Origin of the sequence: Limnospira platensis NIES-39 (assembly GCF_026000695.1) — a bacterium.
GTDB classification, from domain to species: domain Bacteria; phylum Cyanobacteriota; class Cyanobacteriia; order Cyanobacteriales; family Microcoleaceae; genus Limnospira; species Limnospira platensis.
Genome location: NZ_AP026945.1, coordinates 675,931 through 698,911, shown reverse-complemented (window position 1 = coordinate 698,911; position 22,981 = coordinate 675,931). Strand labels below are relative to the sequence as shown.

Sequence of the window (22,981 nt, the reverse complement as noted above, 5' to 3'; positions counted from 1 at the left end):
TTAAAAAAGCAGTAGGGCTTTGAAAGGTCTTCGAGGTGTTTTTTTGAGAGAAAATTGGTAAGCTGATTTGGTGTTGTAAATTCCCGGTTGAGAGGATAGCCAGCAGCCCAAAATCAGGTCAATCATCAAATCTAATTAATGGGGTCATGCTAATTACCGACGACTATATCGATAACTCGACTAAAACCCTGAAAACCATCCTTAAACAACTGATTGAAAACGAAGAACAACGGGTTTTGGATATCGCGACCGGATTTTTCCGTATTGAGGCGTGGGTGCATTTGGAAGAAGCAATGAACCATCTGGAATCGCTGCGGTTGCTGATTGGACGTGACCCGGCTATCCGACCAGCAGAGAGCGATCGCATTGACCTGGTTAAATACTTCCAAGAAGAAACCCGACGACAACTCGAACAGTGGGAATATAACCTGAAATACAAGCAGCAAATCGACCGGGCGATCGCTTTTTTCCAGCAAGACCATATCCACGTCCGGCTGTTTGGAGTGGAGGGAAAAAAATCGCAATTTCTGCACGCCAAAGCCTACATCTTCGACAATTATAGCATCGTCGGTTCCAGCAACCTCACCCCGGCGGGATTGGAAGGAAACACGGAACTTAATGTCATCAATAAAAACACGGTGATCGCCCGCGACCTGCGAGTTAACTGGTTCGAGAAGTTTTGGGAGGACCCCAGCGTTGACCTGGACTACAAACAGAAGCTCATAGAAGCCCTCAACGCCTCCAAATTTGGCAGCAAGCCTTACACCCCCTACCAGGTATTTTTAAAAGCCCTTTGGGAACTGTTTAAAGACGATTCCATGGTAGCCGAAGGCGATCGCACTAGCCTAGATTTAGCCAGCTTTCAACATGAAGGTTTCGAGCGGGCGATCGCCCTAATTGAACGGCACAATGGCTGTATGGTGGCTGATGCTGTGGGGTTGGGTAAAACCTACATCAGCTTGCGGGTGATAGACTACTACCTAACCAAACTCCGACGACCTGGCCACGTTCCGCGATCGTTGGTGCTGTGTCCGGCGCAATTGCGAGATTTGGTGTGGAAGAAGAAGCTAGACGAGTATGGATTGAAAGCCGATGTCATCTCCCACGAAGAAATGGGACAAAAGGGCTTTGATTATGCTAAATATAACCGTTATGACCTGGTAGTGGTGGATGAGTCCCACCGCTTCCGCAACAGCGCCACCCAGCGCTACGAAACCCTGAGAAAACTACTCAGCAGCGGGAATCGAGAAAAGCGCGTCCTGTTGTTGACAGCAACCCCCATCAATAACACGATGTTCGACCTGTACCACCAGCTTCTACTCATCACCCGTGGGAATGACAATTACTACCAGGACTGGGGTATCAAAAACCTGCAAAAGCACTTTGGGGCGTTGGTGAAGGGGAAGGCGGAAATCACCGAATTGCTGATGCAAACCATGGTCCGACGCAGCCGCCAGGACGTGAAAAAACGACAGGATGCTGGAGAGCAGATCTTCATCGCCGGAAAACAGATCCACTTCCCCCAACGACAATTGGAGAAATTTACCTACAATTTCGAGGCGAGTTTCCAGGGTCTATACGCTGATATTGGCGATCGCGTGGATGGTCTGAACCTCGCACCCTACAACAGCAAAGAATTTAAACGCAGCGCCAACCAGAAAGACCAGAAGGAAGTCAAATGTAATCGGGCCCTGGTGATGCTGCAAAAGGCTTTGTACTTGAAGCGCTTTGAAAGTTCCCTGGTAGCTTTCGAGAAATCTATCAAAAATCAAGCCAGCTTTCAGCAAGCCTTCTTCGACATTCTCGCCCACCAAGGGAAGTTACTCGATAGCAAAAACTTCCGCAAATATATCCTTTCGGCTCAAGTGGAAGATGACGGGGAAACCTCACTGGTGGAAATGCTGGGACGACTGGAAGATATCGACTCGGGCGACTACGACATCCCCCAACTGACAGAACAGATAGAAACGGACATCCACACCCTCAAGGATATCTTGAACACCCTAGAACAGATCCGGCAGTTTCCACAGGACCAGAAAAGCGATCGCAAGCTAATGGCGTTCCAGGATTTGCTACTGACCCTCCGAGGTCAAAAAATCCTGGTGTTTAGCTACTTTGAAGATACGGCCCAATACATCTACGAGGCACTGACAGGGGACGCACAATGGCGGGAAGCTATGGGTAATCCCAAGCTGGAAATGATTACCGGGTCAACATCAGGGCGGCGGCGGGAATTGATAGTTAAACACTTCGCGCCTAAATCTAACTGCGAATCGGACCAAGAACAAGAGGCGATCGCTCTTGACCCCATCGACATCCTGATCAGCACCGATGTGCTTTCGGAAGGTCAAAACCTCCAAGATGCGGGGATTCTGGTTAACTATGACCTGCACTGGAACCCGGTGAGGATGATTCAACGGGCGGGGCGAATTGACCGATTAGGGACGGACTACGAGACGCTCTACATCTACAACTGTTTCCCCGAAGAAGGGTTAGAAAGGCTACTGGGTTTGGTGGAACGCCTACAACAGCGCATCGCTGAAATCGACAACAGCGTGGGGTTAGATGCCAGTGTCCTGGGGGAGGAAATCTCGAATAAATCCCTGGAGGAATTGCGACGGTTGAAAGATGCTGATAGCGAGGAGGAAAAGGCGGAAATTCTGGCGGAACTGGAACTGGCATCAGATTTGGTCTCCCTGGACGAGATGCGCCTACCGCTGCTTAAATTCATCCAAGAACAGGACTTGGGGAAAATCGAAGATATACCCATGGGGATTCACAGCACCCGCTATTTCAACATCCCTCACCGGAATTTTTCGGAGGGGGGGATTTTTTTGGCTTTTAAAGCCCGCGATCGCTATTTTTGGCATTGCTACCCGCGCCAAGGAGGGGCGATCGTTACTGATATGAGCCACCTGGTGGCGGACAAGGGCAAAATCTTCGACTGGATCAGATGCGAGTGGTCTGACCCGGAACTGTTGCCGCCCGCGCCCTTCGACAATGCTATTTTTTACGTCCTGGAAAGGGCGACGAAAAACCTGCTAGAATCTCTAAAACGCGATCGGGTGGGGAATCGATTTAAACCGCGACTTTCGGGAAATCTCCACAAAATTAAAGAAGTTCTCAGCCAGCCACAACTGTGGGAAAAATGGGAACCTGAAGAACTTGACATCAAAAATCAGGTTTTGAGGGTCATCGGAACTCAGCGGGAATTGCAACGTACCTACAAAAAGGATATCGACTCGATCTGGAATCGATACAAGCACAGTGATGAGGTTTTGGCAATGGTGACAGAACTCGACGAACTGTTCTGCGAAAACGAACTCTATGACGGTCTAAACGCCGACCAGGAGGGTTTACAATCCCAAATCCGCGAAATTACCGAGGAGGATTTACAACTGATTTGCTACGAGTGGTTCTACCCGACTTAACGACTGTTTAAATTAATGCGATCGCTTAACTGTTGGAGAATCTGATGCAGTTCTGAATCGCGATCGCGGCGTTTGGTAATCTTTTCACAGCCATACATAACCGTTGTATGATCTTTGCCTCCAAACACTTCCCCAATCTTAGGTAAACTCAGATCCGTATGCTGTCGCATCAAATACATCCCCACCTGACGAGCTAAACTAATTTCTCGGCGGCGAGAATGACCTTTTAAATCCTCCACCGATACCTTAAACTTCTCCGCGACAGCTTGAATAACAATTTCTGGGGATGACTCAGACCTCTGTTCTTTCGGGGTTAAAACCGCCGCAATATTCTCCACAGTCATGGGAAGACTGGAAATAGAAATATAAGCCACCGCCCGAATTAACGCCCCTTCTAACTCCCGAATATTCGAGGTGTAGTTAGTCGCAATATACTCAATCACCGCTGGGGGGAGTCGCATATTTTCATACTCAGCCTTTTTCTGAAGAATAGCCATCCGGGTCTCTAAATCAGGGGGTTGAATATCCGCTACTAACCCCATGGAAAACCGAGAACATAGGCGATCCTGCAATCCGGAAATTTTCGTCGGTGGGCGATCGGAAGCTAAGACAATTTGTTTCCCCGCCTCATGGAGAGTGTTAAAAGTATGGAAAAACTCTTCCTGGGTGTACTCCTTCCCCTCAATAAACTGGATATCATCCACTAACAAGACATCAGCGGCTCGGTAATGGTCGCGAAAACTCTGCATACTGTCGCGGCGGATCGCGGTAATTAAATCATTAGTAAACTTTTCTGTAGACACATAAAAAACACGAGCTAATGGATTAATTTCTAGGCGGTAATGACCGATCGCCTGCATTAAATGAGTTTTACCCAAACCCACCCCCCCACAGAGAAACAAAGGGTTAAACTCACGTCCGGGAGACTCCGCTACCGCCAGAGACGCAGCATGAGCCAAACGACTCCCCGCCCCCACCACAAACTGGGAAAACATATATTTAGAATTAAGATGAGGGGGTTTATGGACGGTGGGGACTACTTCCCCTACGGTATCTAACCCACTCGATGACACCCTAGGATTGTGATGGTCGATGGTAACTAATTCTCCGGTTCCGGTGGTGATACAAATTTCCAGGCGATCGCCTAAAATATCTTGCACGACATCTGCGATGATCTCCCGATAGTGCTTTTGTAACCAATTACAGGCGAAGGGGTTAGCTGTGCTAATTACTAGACAATGGTTTTCTAGGCTAGTGGCGATCGCCGTTTTAATCCAGGTGTTGTATGTGGGCTCCCCAAGCTGTAGCTGGAGACGTTCGAGAACTTGATTCCATAACTGTTCAACAGAAATATCCACGGCTTACCAAAATTAAAGATTTGCTCCGGCGATTCTGCCAGAGCTGGCAAAAATCATGTTAGATTGGGACAAAGTGCCTGATCATGACGGGAAGTTGGTATCAGATGCTAACCCCGCACAGCCCCCTACTAAATTATATTTGAGTCATTATGACTGATACCACTAGAAAAGGCTTTTGGAAACACCCTATTATCTATTTTCTGTTTTTGCTGATTGGCGGGACCGGAGCGATAATGGGCGATCGCTGGCTACAGACCCAATTGGGCAACAATGTTAATCCTAATGGCGAAACAGTTTCTCAGGTCGGTTCCCCAGATCGGACTGATATGGGTATCCCAGAAACTAGATCCCAACCGAGACTGAACGCCCCTAATTGGTTTAATCACCCCTTTAATCCCTCCTCAGACCGAGCCTCTAACTTTATTGTAGAAGCAGTCGATAAGGTGGGTCCGGCGGTCGTGAGAATTAATGCTTCTCGGCGGGTCAGTCGCGATCGTTTCGAGAATTCTCTCCCTAGGGACTTTTTTAATCCTCCTAGGGGTATGCGTCCCCCTGGCGATCGCTTTGAGGAAGGGACTGGCTCTGGGTTTATTTTATCTCCTGATGGTCACATTCTCACCAATAGCCATGTCGTCGAAGGCACTGATACCGTGCAAGTTATACTAAAAGATGGTCGCCGCTATGATGGTCGGGTGTTGGGTACTGATTCGGTCACAGATGTAGCCGTTATTAAAATTGACGCGACCGATTTACCCATTGTCACTATCGGAAATTCTGAAACACTCTCCCCCGGAGAATGGGCGATCGCCATTGGAAACCCCCTCGGACTTGATAACTCCGTAACCGTCGGAATTATTAGCGCTACAGGACGTTCTAGCACTGATGTGGGTGTTCCTGACAAGCGCATTGGATTCATCCAAACTGATGCTGCTATTAACCCTGGTAATTCTGGCGGTCCCCTGCTGAATGCTAAGGGAGAGGTCATTGGGATGAATACAGCCATCATCAGCGGCGCTCAGGGGTTGGGATTTGCGATTCCCATTAATCATGCTCAACAAATTGCTCAACAGTTAATCACTTCCGGTCGCGCTGAACACGCCTATTTGGGAATTGAAATGGTCACTCTCACCGAAAGATTCCGCCAAGAACTCCAAAATACCCAAGGTTTGCCATTTGCTATTCCTGACACTGATGGGGTATTAATTGTTAATGTCGTGTCTGGCTCCCCTGCTGACCTAGCGGGACTGCAAGCGGGAGATGTGATTCTCAATCTTGACCAACAAACTATTAAAACATCTGAAAGAGTGCAGCAAATTGTACAAAGTAAGACTGTAGGGAGTATACTACAGATTGAGGTGAATCGCAACGGAAGTTCCCGGATCTTGCAAGTGAAAACGGGGAACTTGCCATCTCAAACAACTGGCTAAACGGTTCTACCTCGGTTTGTGAATTTGGGAGACACTACTATGGCAGATATACTCGCGGTTACTCAGTTAGGCGACCCGGTGCTGCGTGACCATGCTCAACCTGTTGCTAATATATGGGAACCACGCATTCAATCTCTGATTGATGATTTAATGGCAACCGTGATTGAAAAAAATGGCGTGGGTATTGCTGCGCCACAGGTGGGATATAGCGATCGTATCTTAGTCATCGCTTCCCGTCCTAGTATCCGCTATCCAGCAGCACCCGAAATGGAACCCACTGCTATGATTAATCCGAAAATCATCGGTAAATCTGATGAAATGGTGGCTGACTGGGAAGGTTGTTTGAGTGTTCCGGGAATTCGGGGAATTGTGAACCGTTATCAGGCGATCGAAGTTGAATATACCAGCCGAGACGGTCATCTTGAACACCGAGAACTAACTGGGTTTGTCGCTCGTATTTTTCAGCATGAATATGACCACTTAGAAGGGATCATATTTTTGGATAGGGTAGCAGATTCCCATAGCATGATGACAGAAGACGAATATCAGAAACGCATTGTTTTTCAAAGCTAAATTTAGTTCAAGGAGAAGCGAATATGTCAGTCAACATTAAAAAAGGTGAACGGATTAATCTCGCCAAAGAGTCCCCCGGACTGGAAAAAGTCGGAATGGGTTTAGGATGGGATATCAACGCTACTGATACCGGGGTGGATTTTGATTTAGATGCTTCCGTGTTTATGTTAGCCAGCAATGGCAAAATCCCCCAAGATGAATACTTTGTATTTTACAATAATTTGAATTCCCCAGATGGCTCAGTGCGCCATTTAGGAGATAATCGCACCGGGTCGGGAAGTGGTGATGACGAGGTTGTGGAAATTGATCTAACTCAGGTTAATTCTGCTATTGAAGAATTGATTTTTGTAGTGACCATTCATGATGCTGACCAACGGCGACAAAATTTCGGTCAAGTCCGCAATTCCTATATCCGTATTTATGACCAGCAAACTAATACCGAGATTGCTAAGTATGACCTAGAAGAAGACTTTTCTCGGGAAACCGCCGTCGAATTTGGCAGGTTATATAATAAAAATGGTGAATGGCGATTTCATGCAGTTGGACAGGGATATAATGAGGGATTGCAAAGTTTCGTAGATAAATACGTTTAAATTCCGTCATCAAAACTTGGAGATTTAACCATGGGTATTAACCTGAAAAAAGGACAAAGTATTGTCCTTGATAAAAGTAAATATGACCTATCTAATGTGATGATGGGTTTGGGATGGGATGTAGCAGAATCTAAGGGTTTTTTGGGTAATTTATTCGGAGGAGGTGCTGATTTTGATTTAGATGCTTATGCTATCTTACTCTCGGATAGTAACAAAATCGGCAATTATAAAGATGATGTGATTTATTATGGTCATTTAAAGTCTAGTGATGGCACAATTTACCATTCTGGAGACAACTTAACTGGGGAGGGAGAAGGGGATGATGAGTGTATTTTTATGCGTTTAAATTCCATCGCAGATAGGTACAGCCGCATTATTCTTGGGGTAAGTATTTACCAAGCTAAAACTCGCCAACAGCATTTTGGTCAGGTAGAAAATGCTTTTGTCAGGGTCGTAGATGCTAGGGGTGAAGAAATGGCTTTATATAACCTCTCAGCAGACCCTTCATACGACCAAAAAATTTCTATGTTGATGGGGGAACTTTACCGAGACAATGATAAATGGAAATTTACGGCTTTGGGTACTCCCCTCAATCAAGATTTAAGTGGGGTTGTTAAACACTTCATGTAGACCGATTCTCACCCTACACCAAAGCCTCAATTCTAGGAAACTCTAAGGGAGGGGAAAACGGTAAATTGAGACAATTAGGTAATCCTATTGATAGCGGAGTTGTTCCCAGCAACGATTCAAGTAAATTCTAGCGACCCTATCATCAGGATTTTCAGATAAACAATCCTGAAATCCCTGTTTAGCTTCTGAGGTATGGTTGAGATAATAACGGAATAGGGAACGCTCAAATAATACCTTAGTTGCTAACTTTTTGGCGTGTAATTCTGGGGGGTCAGCATCAAAGAACTCGTAAACTGTTACCGCATCAGTTTTCCCCTTCACTTTCACTCTGTCAATAATCCTAAAGGCGTATTGATTAGGGTCATCTAATCCCATTAAGGTTTGGTGGGTAATTAGCAAGGAGACGCTGTAATTTTTGGTGAGACTCTCAATGCGAGCCGCCAAATTAACCGCATCTCCAATAACGGTGCTATCCATGCGATTGCGACCACCAACAGTTCCCAGCATGAGGGTTCCTGTATGAATACCTACGCCAATGCGGATAGGTCGCCTTCCGGGTCTACTACGGGTCAAATTATACTCACTTAATTGTTTGAGCATAGCAATTCCCGCCTGAACTGCGTGGTCTGGTTTTTCACCAAATAAAGCCATAATTCCATCGCCAATATATTTATCAATGAAACCATAGTTATCTACAATTTCTGGTTCCATACGGCTTAAAAAAGCATTGATAAACTTAAAACTATCCTCTGGTGTCATACCCTCGGATAAACTGGTAAAGTCTCGGATATCAGAAAATAAAATTGACATTTCTTTCTGAACAGCAGTTCCTAGTTTAACTTCGACTAAACTTTCATAACCTAAGCAGGAAAGAAACTGATGGGGTACAAACCGACCCGCAGCGTCTGTCATTTCAAATTCAGCATCTAAGGCTTTATCTAAATTGCGATTTAATTCGGAGAGTTCATTTAATAACTCTAATCGCTCTTTTTCGGCGATTTTGCGTGAGGTGATATCTTCTAATAGTCCCTCATAGTAGAGTAAATCACCTGCTTTATTTCGGACGGCTCTGGCGGTTTCAGAAATCCAGATTTTGCTACCATCTTTCCGATAAAACTGACATTCAAAGTTAGAGACTTCTCCGTTTTCTCTGATTAATGTTTCAAAGGTTTGGCGGTCGTCGGGATTGACATATATTTGCTGGGAAATATCATCACAACTGTTGATGATATCCTCTGGAGAATGATAACCCAATATCCTAGCCATGGCGGGATTTGCACGCAGATATTTACCATCTATGGTACTCTGAAATAAGCCATCTAAGGCATTTTCAAAAATGCTGCGATATCGTTCCTCAGCTTCTCGGAGAGCGATTTCCCGTTGTTGTTGTTCGGTAATATCTTGAAAGGCAATAATTGCATAGATTAAATCACCTTCTGCGTTATAGTAGGGAGTTACCCAACTTTCTATAGGGATTAATTTATCGCCTTGATTAATTTCCAGAAAATTAGCGATCGCCTTTTTTTCTTGATGGATATCAACCGCATTGGTACTGTCTACAGAACCATCTACAAATGGCTGTAGCATGGGTAAAAAAGCATCACAAATATCACCGATTTTAAGCTGTTTATTAAGTAATTGTTTGGCTTGTTGATTGATATATTGTAACTTCCCCAAACTATCAACTACAGCCACACCAACTGGCATTCCTTCCAAAAATTGAGTCATGCGTCGTTCACCTTCCCGAATTTTCGAGTAAAGTCGAGCATTACCAATAGAAATAGCAGCTTGAGAAAATAAAACATTGAGAATTTGTAATCTTTCTGAGGTAAAAGCACCGGAAATTAAATTATTTTCTAGATATAAAATACCCACCAAATTGCCGCGATGATAAATCGGCATACACAACAGAGATAATAGTTTATTCTGCTGTAAATATTCATCCTCTGGCGGCTTCATAAAATCACGGCTAACATTATCAAAAATGACAGGGTTTGCTGTAGACATTACCAACTCTATAATCCCCTTAGACAATTGTTGACTACTGGTGATAGGGATAGATTCTAACACTGATATAACTTGAATTTTGCCGGGATTTGTATGGGTAGAGTTTGATGTAGATATCATATCACAAATGGCTACACCTTCTATAGCCAAATTGGATAAGCGATCGCCTAAAATAATACAACACTTTTGCGCGCCCGCAGTCTCTAATAGCACTTGCATTAACTTAGACAATAGCTGTTTTAAATCGATTTCTCCAGACAATGCTTGGGAAGCTCTAATGGTAGTAGACAAATCCAAAACATCTGCACCGGTACTACTAGAAATAATGGTTTCTGTAGCTCCTAAATACTGTGATTTATGGCGAGTAAGAAGAGGTTTTAACAGTTGAAAATAACCTGATTCTAGCAGTTTTATTTTAGCGGATGCTTGCCAATTTGCATAACCATAATAGGCATCAATTAAATAAGTCCGAGCAATTTTGTGGCGTTCCCAGTCTAAATAAAACAGTGCGGCTAGTTCATTGGCTACTGCTAACTCGCGGTTATGACCATTTTGATGAGCTAATTCCACGGCGCGGTCATAGGCTTCGATCGCCTCAATACGGTCTCCTAAAACTCGATATTTTTCAGCTTCTACCAACTCCCATAAATGCCTAAAGTTTTGAGGTGCGGATACACAAAAAGATTGCAGAATATCCTGATTATTCCTAACGGTTTCCCAAACTTCTGGCGGTGGGGGATGAATGGCTAATTGAACTAAGGAATCATAGGCATAAAATAGGACTTTTGACACCACACAAATTACGTTATTGACATGATTTCTGGCTAATTGTGCATACTCCCAACCCCTAGGAAAGTCTCTCAAAATATAGGCAACCATTAAGCGATCGAGATAATCATTAAAGGTTAATATGTCTTCTGATGAGTTCGCCAACCACTCTTCTACAGTCAAAGTACCCTGGAGGGTATTAATGGCTGGAGTAGGACTCAAAGAACCTAATTCAACTCCGGTTAAATAAGCCAAGGGGGGTAACTGTTCAGGAGGTAAACAAGAACGCCAATTAGCTAGGGACTCGCGGCGAGGTATAATCCCTTGATTAACCCATTGTAACACCCGGTATTTTAAGGGTATAAAATCTAACTTAGGCAGCCATTTCAAGGCTAATTTACCATAAGTATATCCCCTATCTACATCTCCTGATTCTGTCAAGATTAAACCTGTAGCAGCGTAGGCTACAGCCAGGCGATCGCTTATTCCCAAATCCACTGATAAGTTGAGCATTTCCAAGCCAATAAGCCGCGCCATTTGGGGATAATAACGGCGACTGGCTTCCCAAATTAATGACAGTAAATGTACTGCAAAGCGCCGGGGATTATCGGCTTGATTATCATTAAATAATCCCCCATAATTATCAGACTCAACCGGAGATAAATCAGATAAATCACTCAATTTATCCAGCGCTTGTTGTAATCTCTCCTCACTTGGATAAAGGGGAATTTCTACCCCCAACTGTGTACATAAATTAATGGTATTAATAATCGGTGTCTGGGATTCATTTTTATCAAGGTCTATCAATATTTTTAATTCCCAGGCTTTTACCTGATCAGCCAGAGTTTGAGCTTCCGCCAAAATGCGATCGCACCATTGACTCATCTGTTCCTCATTACCCACTAAATAAGCCACCCGTGCTGCTTCGGTATAAAGTGCTAAAGTGAGTTCATATTGTCTTGTCCATCCCTCCACACCAATTACACCGATACCTACGATCAGATATCCGATCGCTTGAGGGTAATTGTGCTGATTTACAGCTAAAAATCCAGCCGTTAAATTGAGTTCTGCTAACTTATCCTTTTCCGACTGTTCCCCAATTAAATCTACACCTAAATTTAGCTGATTGACTACCATAAAATGTAATATTTTACCCTGACCATCAAAGGGTTTTTCTGTCAGATATGGGTAAAGCCGTCTGCCTAATTCTAGGTGAATAGCACCTCGTTGATTAGGGAGAATTTGGTGATAAGCAGCAGCGCGGATACTAGGGTTAACAAAACTATAGCAGTTTGCCGTTACTAACTCAATTAAATTAGCGGCGATCGCCTCAGTCAAAAGCGCTCCCATTTGAGCTGGTGAGACCTGAGAAGCCCTCAATAAAATATCCCAGGCGAATTCATTCCCCAAACAAGCAGCCTGCTGTAATAGCCGTTGAGTTAAGGGATTTAACCGTTGCAATTTTTCGTCAACCTCCGACTGCGTATGAGCGTCTAAAGATAGGTGTTTTGTCAGTTCGACAAACCTAAATTTTATCAAATTATCAGGGGAACTTGCATAGGGAAAACCCAGCTTAATAGATGTCTGTTGGTTGTCGATTTCCCATTGTGTCTTCGCCTCTACCAAATCCATATAGATACCCCAAGCAGTTTGATATCTATCTTCAGGATTTTTCGCCATTAATTTCAGAATCATATCACTAATAATTAACGGAATTTCTGGCTTAATCAAATGGGGAGGTTGAGGTTTTTTGGCAATATGGGCGTGAACAAACGACATGGGGTTATTGTATTTAAAAGGTAATTTTCCAGTTAATAACTCATAGAAAGTCACCCCCAGAGAATAAAAATCTGTCCGATGATCAACGCCTCGATTAATGCGTCCAGTTTGTTCGGGAGCAATATAAGCCGGAGTCCCTTCTAAGGCTTTATTATGATGTGGTAAAAGTACATTATCTGAGAGTCTAATCGAAATGCTAAAGTCAATCAACTGAATAGCTAAAGTAATGGGGTCAATCAGCAAATTTTGAGGCTTAATATCCCGGTGGATAATTTGGCGACGGTGTAGACCATCAAGAATTTGCACAATAGCCGTGGCGACAGTCAAAAATTTGGGGATATCCAGGGGATACTCATAGATATATTCAGCCAAAGAAATCAACCCATCATCAGCCATAATTAAGGCTAATCCATTACCGTAGGGTTGCAGAGTTAATATATTAACAATTCCTGGTAATCCTTTCAGGTATTGGGCGATAGTATATTGGTGGCGAAATTTCTCCAGTTCATTAGCGCTAGGATAGCGATCGTGCAATAATTTAATTACCACAGGTTGGCGATCGCCACTAATCAAACCACGATAAACAGCGGTACTCGAGCCGTTGTAGATAAGATCGAGAATTTCATACCCTGGTATTTGAACTGTTGGTTTGGAGGCTTCCATCTGATTTAGGCTCACCTTCCGACTGGTAGAGTTAGTTACCATCTCAACCTGCAAATTAGCCATTAAATTCCTGCTGATATATTTCCCCCCCTCCCCCCATTTTCCCCGTCAAGCTGTTCCCTAGCTGATTAACAACTATTCACAGTTGGTTACTTTTAACCCTGAATTAGTAAACCTATAAATGGGCGAAGACAACCCCCAATCAGCAACAATAGCCGCCACTTTGAGGTAATGGGGAAAGCCGAAAGTTGACCAGAAAAGCACTTACAGGTTTAGGCGGATCATCTGTGAATTTCACTATTGGGTATCATAGCCTTTTTGAGATAAGTTATGATCAGCCCAGTTTCGGTAAAATCAGCATCCGTGAGGTTAACTCCCTTGAGATTAGCATGACTTTAATTAGCTCCTCCAAGTTGACACCCCTTTAGGATAGCGTGACTTAAATCAACCCGTGTTAGGTCTGTTGGTTTGGCTTTCGGTAAATCAGCAGCTTTGAGATTAGTATTATATAACCTGGTTTGGCGTAGATTTGCCTAATGTAGGGAAGCATAACTTAAAATTAGCCCCCACTAAACCAGGCTTATGTCAGGAGGCCCTTATAGATGGGGGTTGATTAGCGATCGCCCCAATAATTCGCTAGTATGGGGTAGGGTGCATCAACCGCAAGGAGCCACAAAAATGTTACCATTAAGCCCAGATTGGCGATCGCAGTCGTCTGATCAGGCTAAAGCGTAAAGCAGCCCTTAGTTATCACCCCATTTAAGTTTCATGGCTTTTGATCCTTTAATTTTATTTCTGTGGCTGAGTTTAACTGGGTCGGGATTAGTTGCTGCTAGTCCTAGTCAGAGTTTGACCGTCGCACAACAGCCGAGGGAGACCAATCAGATAATATCCCCATCTCCCTTGGTAGCCACTACAAATTCTCAAGGTCTGCTTCTAGCACAGGAAAATAGTAACGGCAATGGTAATGGGGGCAACTCCTATAGTTTCCCAAAAGCCCTGATTATCTTGGGAGTTGGTGGGGTAATTATCACAGGTGGGGCCGTATTTATTCTAATTCGCCTTCTAGCTACCCCTGATTTAGACCAAGAGTCCCAGGAAACTCAAGAAACTACCCAACCACAACCTGATCCCGAAATTTCCCCCGCCTCCCCCCAGACCTTAATACAGTTTCCAGCCATAGAAGCGCCGCCCGAAGCAGACCCCCCAATTGCCCAGAATGGTTTGATTAATCTTCCCCCTACCCCCGTCACCGAAACCGTCATAGAAGCGCCGCCCGAAGCAGACCCCCCAATTGCCCAGAATGGTTTGATTAATCTTCCCCCTACCCCCGTCACCCAAACCGCCCCAGAAGCGCCGCCCGAACCTTCAGCCCCCACTGAACCCACTTTGGTAGCCGAAAGTCCCCAGCCCCTGAAAATCGATCGCATTGAGGAACTGATTTTACAACTACAGTATCCTAACCCTAATCATCGCAGCAAAGCCATTTGGGAGTTAGCCCAACAGGGAGATTCCAGAGCGATCGAACCTCTGGTAAACTTGTTATTTACATCAGACTCCAAGCAGCGTAGCAAAATCTTGGCAGCCTTAGCAGAAATCAGCACTCGCTGTATCAAACCCATGAGTAAGGCCCTCGTTTTTTCCTTGCAGGACGAAAACCCAGAAGTACGACAAAATGCCATTCGGGACTTAACCAGAATTTATGATTTAATGTACCAAACTAGCCAAATTCTCCAAAGAGCAATGGATGATCCCGAACCCGATGTCAGAGAAACCGCACAATGGGCCGCCGATAAACTCAGTCGGATGCGTCCTTTACCTATCTCTAGGAATCATCTTGATAACGGATAATTGATTGACTGCCATTACAGGTGCGTTAGTCTTTCCGACCCTAGCAATAATTAAGGTAATTGTTCGCCATCAATCTTCGTGCAATTCAAAGGCAGAGAAATGATAAACCTAGTTCCTTTTCCTAGTTCAGAAATACCTTCGATTTTGCCACCATGTTTTTCTACCACAATTTGATGAGATATAGCCAAACCTAATCCCGTGCCTTTTCCCACCGGTTTAGTAGTAAAAAATGGGTTAAATATTTGTTGTCGGACTGACTCAGGAATTCCAGGGCCGTTGTCGGAAATCTCCACAACTACCATATCCATGTTTTCCTCATATTCAGCCACTTCTAATCTAGTTCTAATCGTGATTTCCCTAGGTGCCGGTCTATTCTCCAAAGCATCGATCGCATTAGAGATTAAATTCATAAACACCTGATTAATCTGGGAAGCATGGCACTCTACCCTAGGCAGTTCCCCATAATCGCGGATAATATTTGTCTCCCCTTGTTCCGCCTTTGCCTTCAGGCGATTTTGTAAAATCAGCAAAGTGCTTTCAATTCCCTCATGCAAATCAACCGCCTTCATTTTCGCCTCATCTAGTCGCGAAAAATTGCGTAGAGAGGTAACAATTTCCTGAATCCGATGGGTCCCCAACTTCATTGATTCCAAAGCCTTGGGTAAGTCATCTAGCAGAAAATCCACATCAATATCAGCCACAGCCTCTTTTAATTCTGGCACTGGCTCCGGGTAATATTTATGATACATACACAACATATATTGAATATCCTTAATACAGGTATCCAAATATATTAAGTTCCCATGAATGAAAGCCAGAGGATTATTAATCTCATGAGCCACTCCCGCCACCATTTGACCCAAACTCGATAGCTTTTCAGCTTGAATTAGTTGGGTTTGGGTGCGTTGTAGTTTGTCTAAGGCTTTTTCCAGTTGAGCCGCTTTTTGTTTTTCTAATTGCTGTTCAACTAATAAAGCCGCCTCTATAGCTTTGCGATCAGTAATATCACGCACGATCGCCAAAACCACATCATCCCCACTTTTAACATAGCGAGCCTCATAGGTGCGCCATCCTTCCTCAAAAGGTAGCATATATTCCCCAGACTGAGACTGTCCGCTAGTTAAAGTTAATTCCAAGTAGTGGCGCGTCCACCAGGCTAAGTCCTCCGAGAACACTTCCTCAACCGTTTTTCCCAAAACTTCCTTAGATTGTGTCACCCGATCATCCTTAGATGGGAAATAGTCAAGAAACACCCCCCCTCGGTTCAGGCGAAACATTAAATCGGGGATCGCTTCAATCAGGCTGCGATTTCTCACCTCACTTTGTCGTAAGGCTTCCTCAATCTGTTTGCGATCGCTAATATCAGTTTCAATCGCAATAAACTTAGTGAGATCCCCCTGATGGTTAAAAATAGGAGTAATGCTAATAGACAGCCAGTAGGGAGTCCCATTGCGTTTATAGTTGAGCAACTCCCCACGATAGGGTTTGTGTTCCTTGAGACAGGTGCGAATTTGATCTATAGTTTCCGCATCACTCAAAGGTCCCTGGAGAAAAGAACCTGGGGTTAGACCATTCACCTCTGCCAGAGTGTAGCCTGTAATCCAAGTAAATGCCTCATTAACCCATTCAATATTCCCATGGCGATCGCAGATAATCACCGCATTATCAGTTTGACTAGCCACCCAAGAAAGTTGGGTCAGTTCCAACTCAATTGCCTTGCGTTCCGTAATATCCTGCGTAACTACCCAATACTTCTCTGGGGTAGCACCCGTTTTCATCAAAGGTACAATAGTCGTTTCCAGCCAAACCTCTCGTCCCGTCAAAGTACAATTTTGCAGTTCACCGCGCCAGATACCGCCAGATCTAACCACAGACCAGACCTTCTCTTCCCAAAAATCCCCACTATAGCAGCTAGAATTTAGCAACGGATGGGGTCTACCTATTAACTCTTCTGCACCGTAACCGAAAACCTCAATAAATGCCTCATTAATTTCCACAAGTATACCGTTTTGGTCTACCCATGCTCCTGGGGTGGTCCGGTTGACCACCTGACGAAGATCCCAAAGTTCCTGTTGACTTTCATGTAATTGTTGTTTGGTTTTGGTCAAATCAGCCACGGCTCTCTGATAAGCTGCTACCAAAGGTTCGGGAAACAGGAGCCCTAAAAGTTCTGCGCTCATAATAAATTCTCCCAATAGGTGATTTCAGTTAGCTAGGACATTCACGAAATAGCCTAGCCACCTCAAGCAATATGAATGTTAGGATTGACTTTTCCAGGGCATCCTTTTTCTAGGGGTTTGATTAGCCTTTCAATTTCCTGAGCAAACCGCTGCCATTCTCGTAGAGTTTCCGTAGCCGAAAGCATGATCCTGCCTTGGCTCAAGAATTTGTCCATGTTCTGGGAATCAACAGCCTTGGAGAATAAATATCCCTGGCACAGTTGGCATCCCCAGGCTTGCAATACAGCCATTTGTTCGGGAGTTTCCACACCCTCCGCAATCACCTCTAGTCCTAGGGTATGGGCTAAATTGACAATCGCATAAGCAATTTTGAGTTGATCGTGAGATTCATCGATCCCCTCAATGAAAGAGCGATCAATCTTCAGGGTATGAATCGGAAAGTGATATAGGCGACTCAGGGAAGAATACCCAGTTCCAAAGTCATCAATACATAATTTGATCCCCAATTGGCTAAGTTCTCTCATTTGGGGAACCACTATCTCCGCATATTCAGCAATAGTGCTTTCCGTTAATTCCAGTTTTAACCTACAGGGATCACAGCCAGTTTCTTCCAAAATGCTTTGAACCTTATTAACTAATTGCGGGTTAGTTAATTGATACGTCGATAGGTTCACACTCATAAATGCCGGTTGTCCATCGGGAAACATTAACTGCCAACGGTGTAATGTTTGGCACGCAGACCGCAGCACCCACTCTCCAATAGGTTGGATCAGTCCCGTTTCTTCAGCAATAGGGATAAATTGACTAGGAGACACCCAGCCTCGCTTCGGATGTTCCCAACGTATTAAGGCTTCACAGCCTACAACCTCTAGTGTCTCCAGGGAAATAATCGGTTGATAGTGTAGTTGCAATTCCTGACGTTCAATCGCATGACGCAGATCATTTTCAAGCTGCATACGATCCCAAGCCTGACGGTGCATCGTGGGGTTAAATATCACATGACAGGCTTTTCCTTTGCTTTTCGCTTGGGATAAGGCTGTGTCTGCATCTCGGAGAATTTCTTTGCCGTTGCCATAGCTAACATTACTTATAGCAATACCAATGCTAACAGTGCTAAAGACTTCCTGTTCCCCTAAAACAATAGGTTGTTGTAAGTAAGATTGAATGTTTTGTGCCGTCTGGGAGATTTGGTTTAAATTATTGAGATCATCCAACAGAATCGCAAATTCATCTCCCCCCAGACGCGCTACCGTATGCCAAGGTGGGATGCACTCCCTTAATCTTTCACCCACTCCCTCTAATAGGCGATCGCCGACTTGATGACCGAGACTGTCGTTAATTATTTTGAACCGATCTACATCTAAAAGTAGTACCACAAATTGGTATTCAGGATCTTCTTTTGCCCGTTCTACTACTTCGTCCAGTTCCCTCATAAAGTAGGATCTGTTATATAAATCAGTTAACCCGTCGTGGGTTGATTTATATATCAGTAATCTAGCTTCCTCACGTCTACGTTGTTTTTTGTCCGCATCTAAAACTGGCCATTTACTTTTGACAATTTCCGTATTTCTTGATGGCTCGCACTGCCATATACCAGACAATTCACCTTCGCTATCAGAGGTGTTTAGGGATGATCCACCGGGTAGATGTTGGTCTTCTGAAACATCCTTAAATCTATTGAAAATGGTGTTATTATACTCATTAGAGCCTTCACGAATAGTTTTGGTAATTTGCATAAGACTTGGGTTTTTACTGAAAAATTCATCGGCTGTATACCCTGTGTTACCTGTAAACAGCGGGTTAACCAATGTTAATTTGGGTATGACTGGCTGGGAAACAGAGATAGCAATAGTCAGAAAATCCTGAGCATTTATAGCTACTGAACTTAATGATTGCCATGCTCTTCCCATGGGCTCGATTTGCCGATTTCCCCTCACAGAAAGCAAATTACTTGATGGCATAGAGACTGCTGGCGAATTTTGCCAGTTTCCCCAGTTATTTTGAGGGTGTGAAAAATTGTTGTTGTCCATTTTAATTACCTCATGGGATGGACATTGATACTTTCCCAGAAATCTCAGAAAGACCAATTAGTTTGTACAGGTTGAATCATCTCTGGCGTTATTTTCATGGAACCTGACCCTTATACGAACAATGTATAAGAAATTTGCCAAGATGCCTAAGATTTCCATTCTAAATTTACCAAAATTGACTTAACATACCCTGTTTGTGAAGATATGACCAAAGTGAACACCGAAAACCTTAGACTCTCATTCCAAGAATAGCAGCTATAGTTCACAAACCCTAACTGCAAATCTTAAAAAAATGTTTAATTCAATACTGGGCTAGGGAAGTTGCGCTATCTATTCTGATTCATAAGTTAACAAAAGATTGTATAGCAGTTAACCATTAATTAAATCTTGAGAAAAAATTAAGTGGACTTCCCTAATTAAATATTTAGAAAAGGTTAAGTTCACTTTCTAGGTTTCAAACTTTAAATACAGGAAACCCCATGCTATATAAGCCTACCAAATATTATATGAGGTCTTTAGAGTCAAATAAATGTATCTATTGATACGAAAGACCAAAAATGATCAAAAATTGGAGAGGAGGAACCGAGGAGGTAGAGAGTCAACAGTTGACAGTTATCAGAAGAATGGGTCTAAAACCCCGTCACTTCGACAAGCTCAGTGCATCGCACTTCGATGATACTCAGTGCATAGCCTTCTAGGACGGCTTTTCTTGTTCCCTAATGTACTGCTTGAGAACCTCTATTGGCGCACCTCCAACGGAGCTAACAAAATAGCTTGGACTCCAGAGGGCATCTTAGCCTATGGTTTAGGGTAGCGAGCTTGACCATACGGTGGCTTCAGCGGGCGTGAGTATGTCAACTGTCTTCCCCTATTTCTGAGATACTGCTGCTTTGTCGATTCAACGGTATAGCTTACTTCTCTCAGGGGTATGGTGGTAAACTGTGGGTTATCTATCAGAGTCCAGTGGAGGACGCAACAGGGTTAAGTGAAAATCTTGGCGGACTACAGGATTTAGATATCGACGCTGTAGCTGAGTCCATATCTGCCATGATTCATAGCGCTTTTGGCTCATCTGATTTGAGAGGGTTGGTAGACTTTTCTTGATATCTGAACGCAGGATAGCCACTAAAACGGCTTCGAGTACCATGGTATCTTGAATATCACCTAGGCATTCTTGTATATCTTTCATATCCTGGAGATAGGCTTGATAGGTGGACCCGTAAAAGTCAGTAAATAGGGCCATGAGGTAACGGACTCGTTTGGCTTGTTTGCGTAAACTGTGTAAGACATCCCCCTGAGTCGTCAGGAGTTTCTCAAGTTTTTTCTTGGTAATGGTTTTTTTAGGGGTAGTTTCCTGGGAACTGTTTTCTGTAGGCTCGGACTCGGTTTCTAGTTTGTCAATACCAAATAACCAACCTTGATGCAATAATAGCTCACTGACTTGGGGGAGTAATAAATCTGGTAATACTTCCAGAATCGGCAGCTTTTCTATGGCGGTATAAACCGGAAAATCTAGCCAGTTTTGCAGGTCTTGTTTAAGGTGTTGATATTTTTTGTGTTCCAAGGTAGCCCGAACTTTTTTAAAGGCTTTACCTCGCTGCTTAACCAGGCGAATTAATACCTTGTCTAAGGTGGGTTTTTCGGCTTCTGTCAAGGTCGGATAGTATTGATTATTCAAGGCTTCTATCATCACATCAATATCTCGGAGTTCTCCTAGACAACGTGCGATTTTCCCTATATTGTCATCGCTGGCTGCTTTGGGTAAATCTACAACCGGAGCAAAACCAGTGACGGCCGATCGCAGTCTTCTCATTCCCACCCGCATTTGATGTAATTCTTCGGGATCTTGATCTTGTAAAACGGCGGCTTCGTGGCTGAGGACTTTGGTCAGATATTTTTGAATCCCTAAACTGGCCCAGTTCCCTAGGGTATTGGTTTGAGGTGAGGTGTCAATAGTCATTTTTCTCTGTCAAACTAAAATTTTGAGATACTATTCACTATAACAACTAATAGAATCATTTGTGTAGATGATCTGCAAATTTCCCATTTGATAGTAGGAAGGTCTTAACGGGGTTTCTGAGAAGAGGAATCAATAGCTTTGGGTGGCTGAAACTGCGTTGAGATAACCGGAAAAAAATTTAACCTTTTCTTAACCAAATTTATCCCTAATTATGCTGTGTTCAATCAATGTATAGGATTTGGGGTTTTGATGACGTGCCCCTCTCACGCTCAAAGGGTCTCGACAGCCAAGACAGGGGGTTTGGGCTGTGGTTTAGGTAGGGTAGTCCGGGAAAGTATACAGAGGCTATTTGACCTAAGCGATGATTTAAGTATTCAGGGGATTATTTAATGGGGTAAGGGAATTATTTATTGGCATTTCTCGAGATAGTATTGAGCAACTGTATCCTTTGGGTCTTGGCTGAGAACTGCTTGAAAGCATTTTAAGGCTTCTTTAATGTTGCCATTTTTCCAGCAACGAGTACCGCGTTCAAAGACGGGACGGGTGAGAATTTTATTTGGGGAAACCGCATAGGTTTGACTAGCTAAAACCTCATAAATTTCTAAGGGTTGTTTTTTGCCTCTGGGGGTGACACAATCAATCCAGCGAGTTTGGAAAGATTCGCTATTTTCGGGGTATTGTGTCATTAATTCAGCGGTATCAATGGCGGATTTACTCGCAATAATTTGACAGCCATAAATTTTAGTTAATCCTTCTAATCGAGAGGCGGTATTAACTACATTACCGATAACTGTAGAATCCATACGGCTATCAGAACCCAATGTGCCAATCATGCCAATTCCGGTATCAATACCAATACCAATTCTGATAGGTTTTTGAATATTAAATATATGGCGATCGCGATTAAATTGGCGCAAACTATCTTTCATCATTAAAGCGGAATTTAAAGCATCAATAGCATGGGAATTCATCCGGTCAAAAACCGCCATAATGGCATCCCCTAAATATTTATCAATAAAGCCATTATGGGAGGAGATGCAATGACTCATTTGGTTAAAAAAAGCATTTAACCATTCAAAGGTTTCTCTAGCTTGTTGAAATTCAGCAATGGAAGTAAAACCGCGAATATCACAAAATAAGACAGTCAAGTGTTCTTCTGTGACATTTCCCAGTTGAATAGATTCAACCCCCTGGGGAGCAATGCGCTTTAAAAATTGTTGGGGTACAAATAGCTGAAATTTATCAGATAAATTTTCATTAATCTGCCAAGCCGCCGAAAACTGCCGTTGATTTTGTTCTTGAACTTCCTGCTGTAACTGCACCTTAGCAGTATCATTCCGCATCTTATTTAATTTTAAAATATTCTGTATTTTCGCCAACAAAAGTTTGATATTAAAAGGCTTAGTAATATAATCATCGCCCATGGTTTGCAAGCCCATTAAGCGGGATTCCTCATCATCGAGTGCTGTCAAAAAAATGATAGGAGTAGTTTGTAAAATGGGGTTTTCTCGAAGGCGATCGCAAACTTCAAAACCATTCATATCCGGCATCATAACATCCAAAAGCACCAAATCCGGCCGATGATTTTGAGCTATTTCAATCGCCCTAGATCCCGATTCTGCTAAGGTAGTGTTATAACCTTCTGCCATCAACAAATCTTCTAATAACACGAGATTAGCGGGTTCATCATCAACCAAAAGGATATGTAATTTAGTTTCAGACATAGGTAAA

General features: G+C 43.6%; 13 protein-coding genes and 3 pseudogenes. 7 read left to right on the top strand and 9 right to left on the bottom strand.

All coding sequences use genetic code 11. The annotated features are described in order from the left end of the window. Positions 1-146 precede the first annotated feature (146 nt). A complete protein-coding gene (locus tag N39L_RS03560; RefSeq protein WP_006618871.1) occupies positions 147-3,431 on the top strand; it encodes an SNF2-related protein in 3,285 nt (1,094 codons plus the stop codon). On the opposite strand, the gene dnaA is transcribed toward N39L_RS03560, so the two are convergent. Continuing rightward, positions 3,428-4,789: a chromosomal replication initiator protein DnaA gene (gene dnaA / locus N39L_RS03555; RefSeq protein ID WP_006618872.1), complete on the bottom strand. Its 1,362-nt coding sequence runs from the start codon at positions 4,787-4,789 to the stop codon at positions 3,428-3,430. The two genes, N39L_RS03560 and dnaA, sit on opposite strands and share 4 nt — an antisense overlap. A gap of 149 nt (positions 4,790-4,938) precedes the next feature. On the opposite strand from dnaA, the gene N39L_RS03550 reads away from it, so the two are divergent. The 4 genes from N39L_RS03550 to N39L_RS03535 are packed head-to-tail and all read left to right on the top strand — an operon-like array spanning position 4,939 to position 8,012. After that, positions 4,939-6,216, top strand: a complete 1,278-nt coding sequence (locus tag N39L_RS03550; protein WP_006618873.1) for an HhoA/HhoB/HtrA family serine endopeptidase — start codon at positions 4,939-4,941, stop codon at positions 6,214-6,216. A gap of 39 nt (positions 6,217-6,255) precedes the next feature. Next, positions 6,256-6,789, top strand: coding sequence for a peptide deformylase (def, locus tag N39L_RS03545; RefSeq protein ID WP_006618874.1), 534 nt, complete (start codon positions 6,256-6,258; stop codon positions 6,787-6,789). A 23-nt stretch (positions 6,790-6,812) separates the two neighbouring features. Continuing rightward, positions 6,813-7,382 carry a TerD family protein gene (locus tag N39L_RS03540; protein ID WP_006618875.1) on the top strand — a complete coding sequence of 190 codons (570 nt, stop codon included), beginning with the start codon at positions 6,813-6,815 and terminating at the stop codon, positions 7,380-7,382. Between the two features lie 30 nt (positions 7,383-7,412). Next, on the top strand, positions 7,413-8,012 hold the full coding sequence (locus tag N39L_RS03535) for a TerD family protein (protein ID WP_006618876.1): 600 nt from the start codon (positions 7,413-7,415) through the stop codon (positions 8,010-8,012). Between the two features lie 84 nt (positions 8,013-8,096). On the opposite strand, the gene N39L_RS03530 is transcribed toward N39L_RS03535, so the two are convergent. The 3 genes and pseudogenes from N39L_RS03530 to N39L_RS03520 all read right to left on the bottom strand — a co-directional run. Next, positions 8,097-13,292 (bottom strand): protein kinase domain-containing protein, encoded by a 5,196-nt coding sequence (locus tag N39L_RS03530; protein WP_043467991.1) that lies wholly within the window; start codon positions 13,290-13,292, stop codon positions 8,097-8,099. 218 nt (positions 13,293-13,510) lie between these two features. Further along, positions 13,511-13,624, bottom strand: a pseudogene (locus N39L_RS03525) (pentapeptide repeat-containing protein); the annotation flags it as partial. Then, positions 13,625-13,735: pseudogene (locus N39L_RS03520) on the bottom strand (pentapeptide repeat-containing protein); the annotation flags it as partial. 262 nt (positions 13,736-13,997) lie between these two features. Between N39L_RS03520 and N39L_RS03515 the strand changes: the two are divergent. Next, positions 13,998-15,080, top strand: a complete 1,083-nt coding sequence (locus N39L_RS03515; protein ID WP_014274328.1) for a HEAT repeat domain-containing protein — start codon at positions 13,998-14,000, stop codon at positions 15,078-15,080. A 50-nt stretch (positions 15,081-15,130) separates the two neighbouring features. Here the strand turns inward: N39L_RS03515 and N39L_RS03510 are convergent, their stop codons facing one another. From N39L_RS03510 to N39L_RS03495, 4 genes and pseudogenes are all read right to left on the bottom strand, one after another. After that, positions 15,131-17,260, bottom strand: a complete 2,130-nt coding sequence (locus N39L_RS03510) for a PAS domain S-box protein (RefSeq protein ID WP_014274327.1) — start codon at positions 17,258-17,260, stop codon at positions 15,131-15,133. Positions 17,261-17,322: 62 nt separating this feature from the next. After that, positions 17,323-19,290, bottom strand: coding sequence for a putative bifunctional diguanylate cyclase/phosphodiesterase (locus tag N39L_RS03505; protein WP_014274326.1), 1,968 nt, complete (start codon positions 19,288-19,290; stop codon positions 17,323-17,325). Between the two features lie 694 nt (positions 19,291-19,984). Next, positions 19,985-20,083 (bottom strand): annotated as a pseudogene (locus tag N39L_RS03500) (transposase); the annotation flags it as partial. 153 nt (positions 20,084-20,236) lie between these two features. Next, complete coding sequence (locus N39L_RS03495; RefSeq protein WP_006617588.1) at positions 20,237-21,250, bottom strand: CHAD domain-containing protein; 1,014 nt, start codon at positions 21,248-21,250, stop codon at positions 20,237-20,239. 249 nt (positions 21,251-21,499) lie between these two features. Between N39L_RS03495 and N39L_RS03490 the strand changes: the two genes are divergently transcribed. Next, entirely contained in the window at positions 21,500-21,640 is a 141-nt protein-coding gene (locus N39L_RS03490) for a hypothetical protein (RefSeq protein ID WP_158307539.1), read from the top strand. Positions 21,641-21,657: 17 nt separating this feature from the next. Here the strand turns inward: N39L_RS03490 and N39L_RS03485 are convergent, their stop codons facing one another. Then, complete coding sequence (locus tag N39L_RS03485) at positions 21,658-22,974, bottom strand: response regulator (protein ID WP_006617589.1); 1,317 nt, start codon at positions 22,972-22,974, stop codon at positions 21,658-21,660. Positions 22,975-22,981 lie beyond the last annotated feature (7 nt).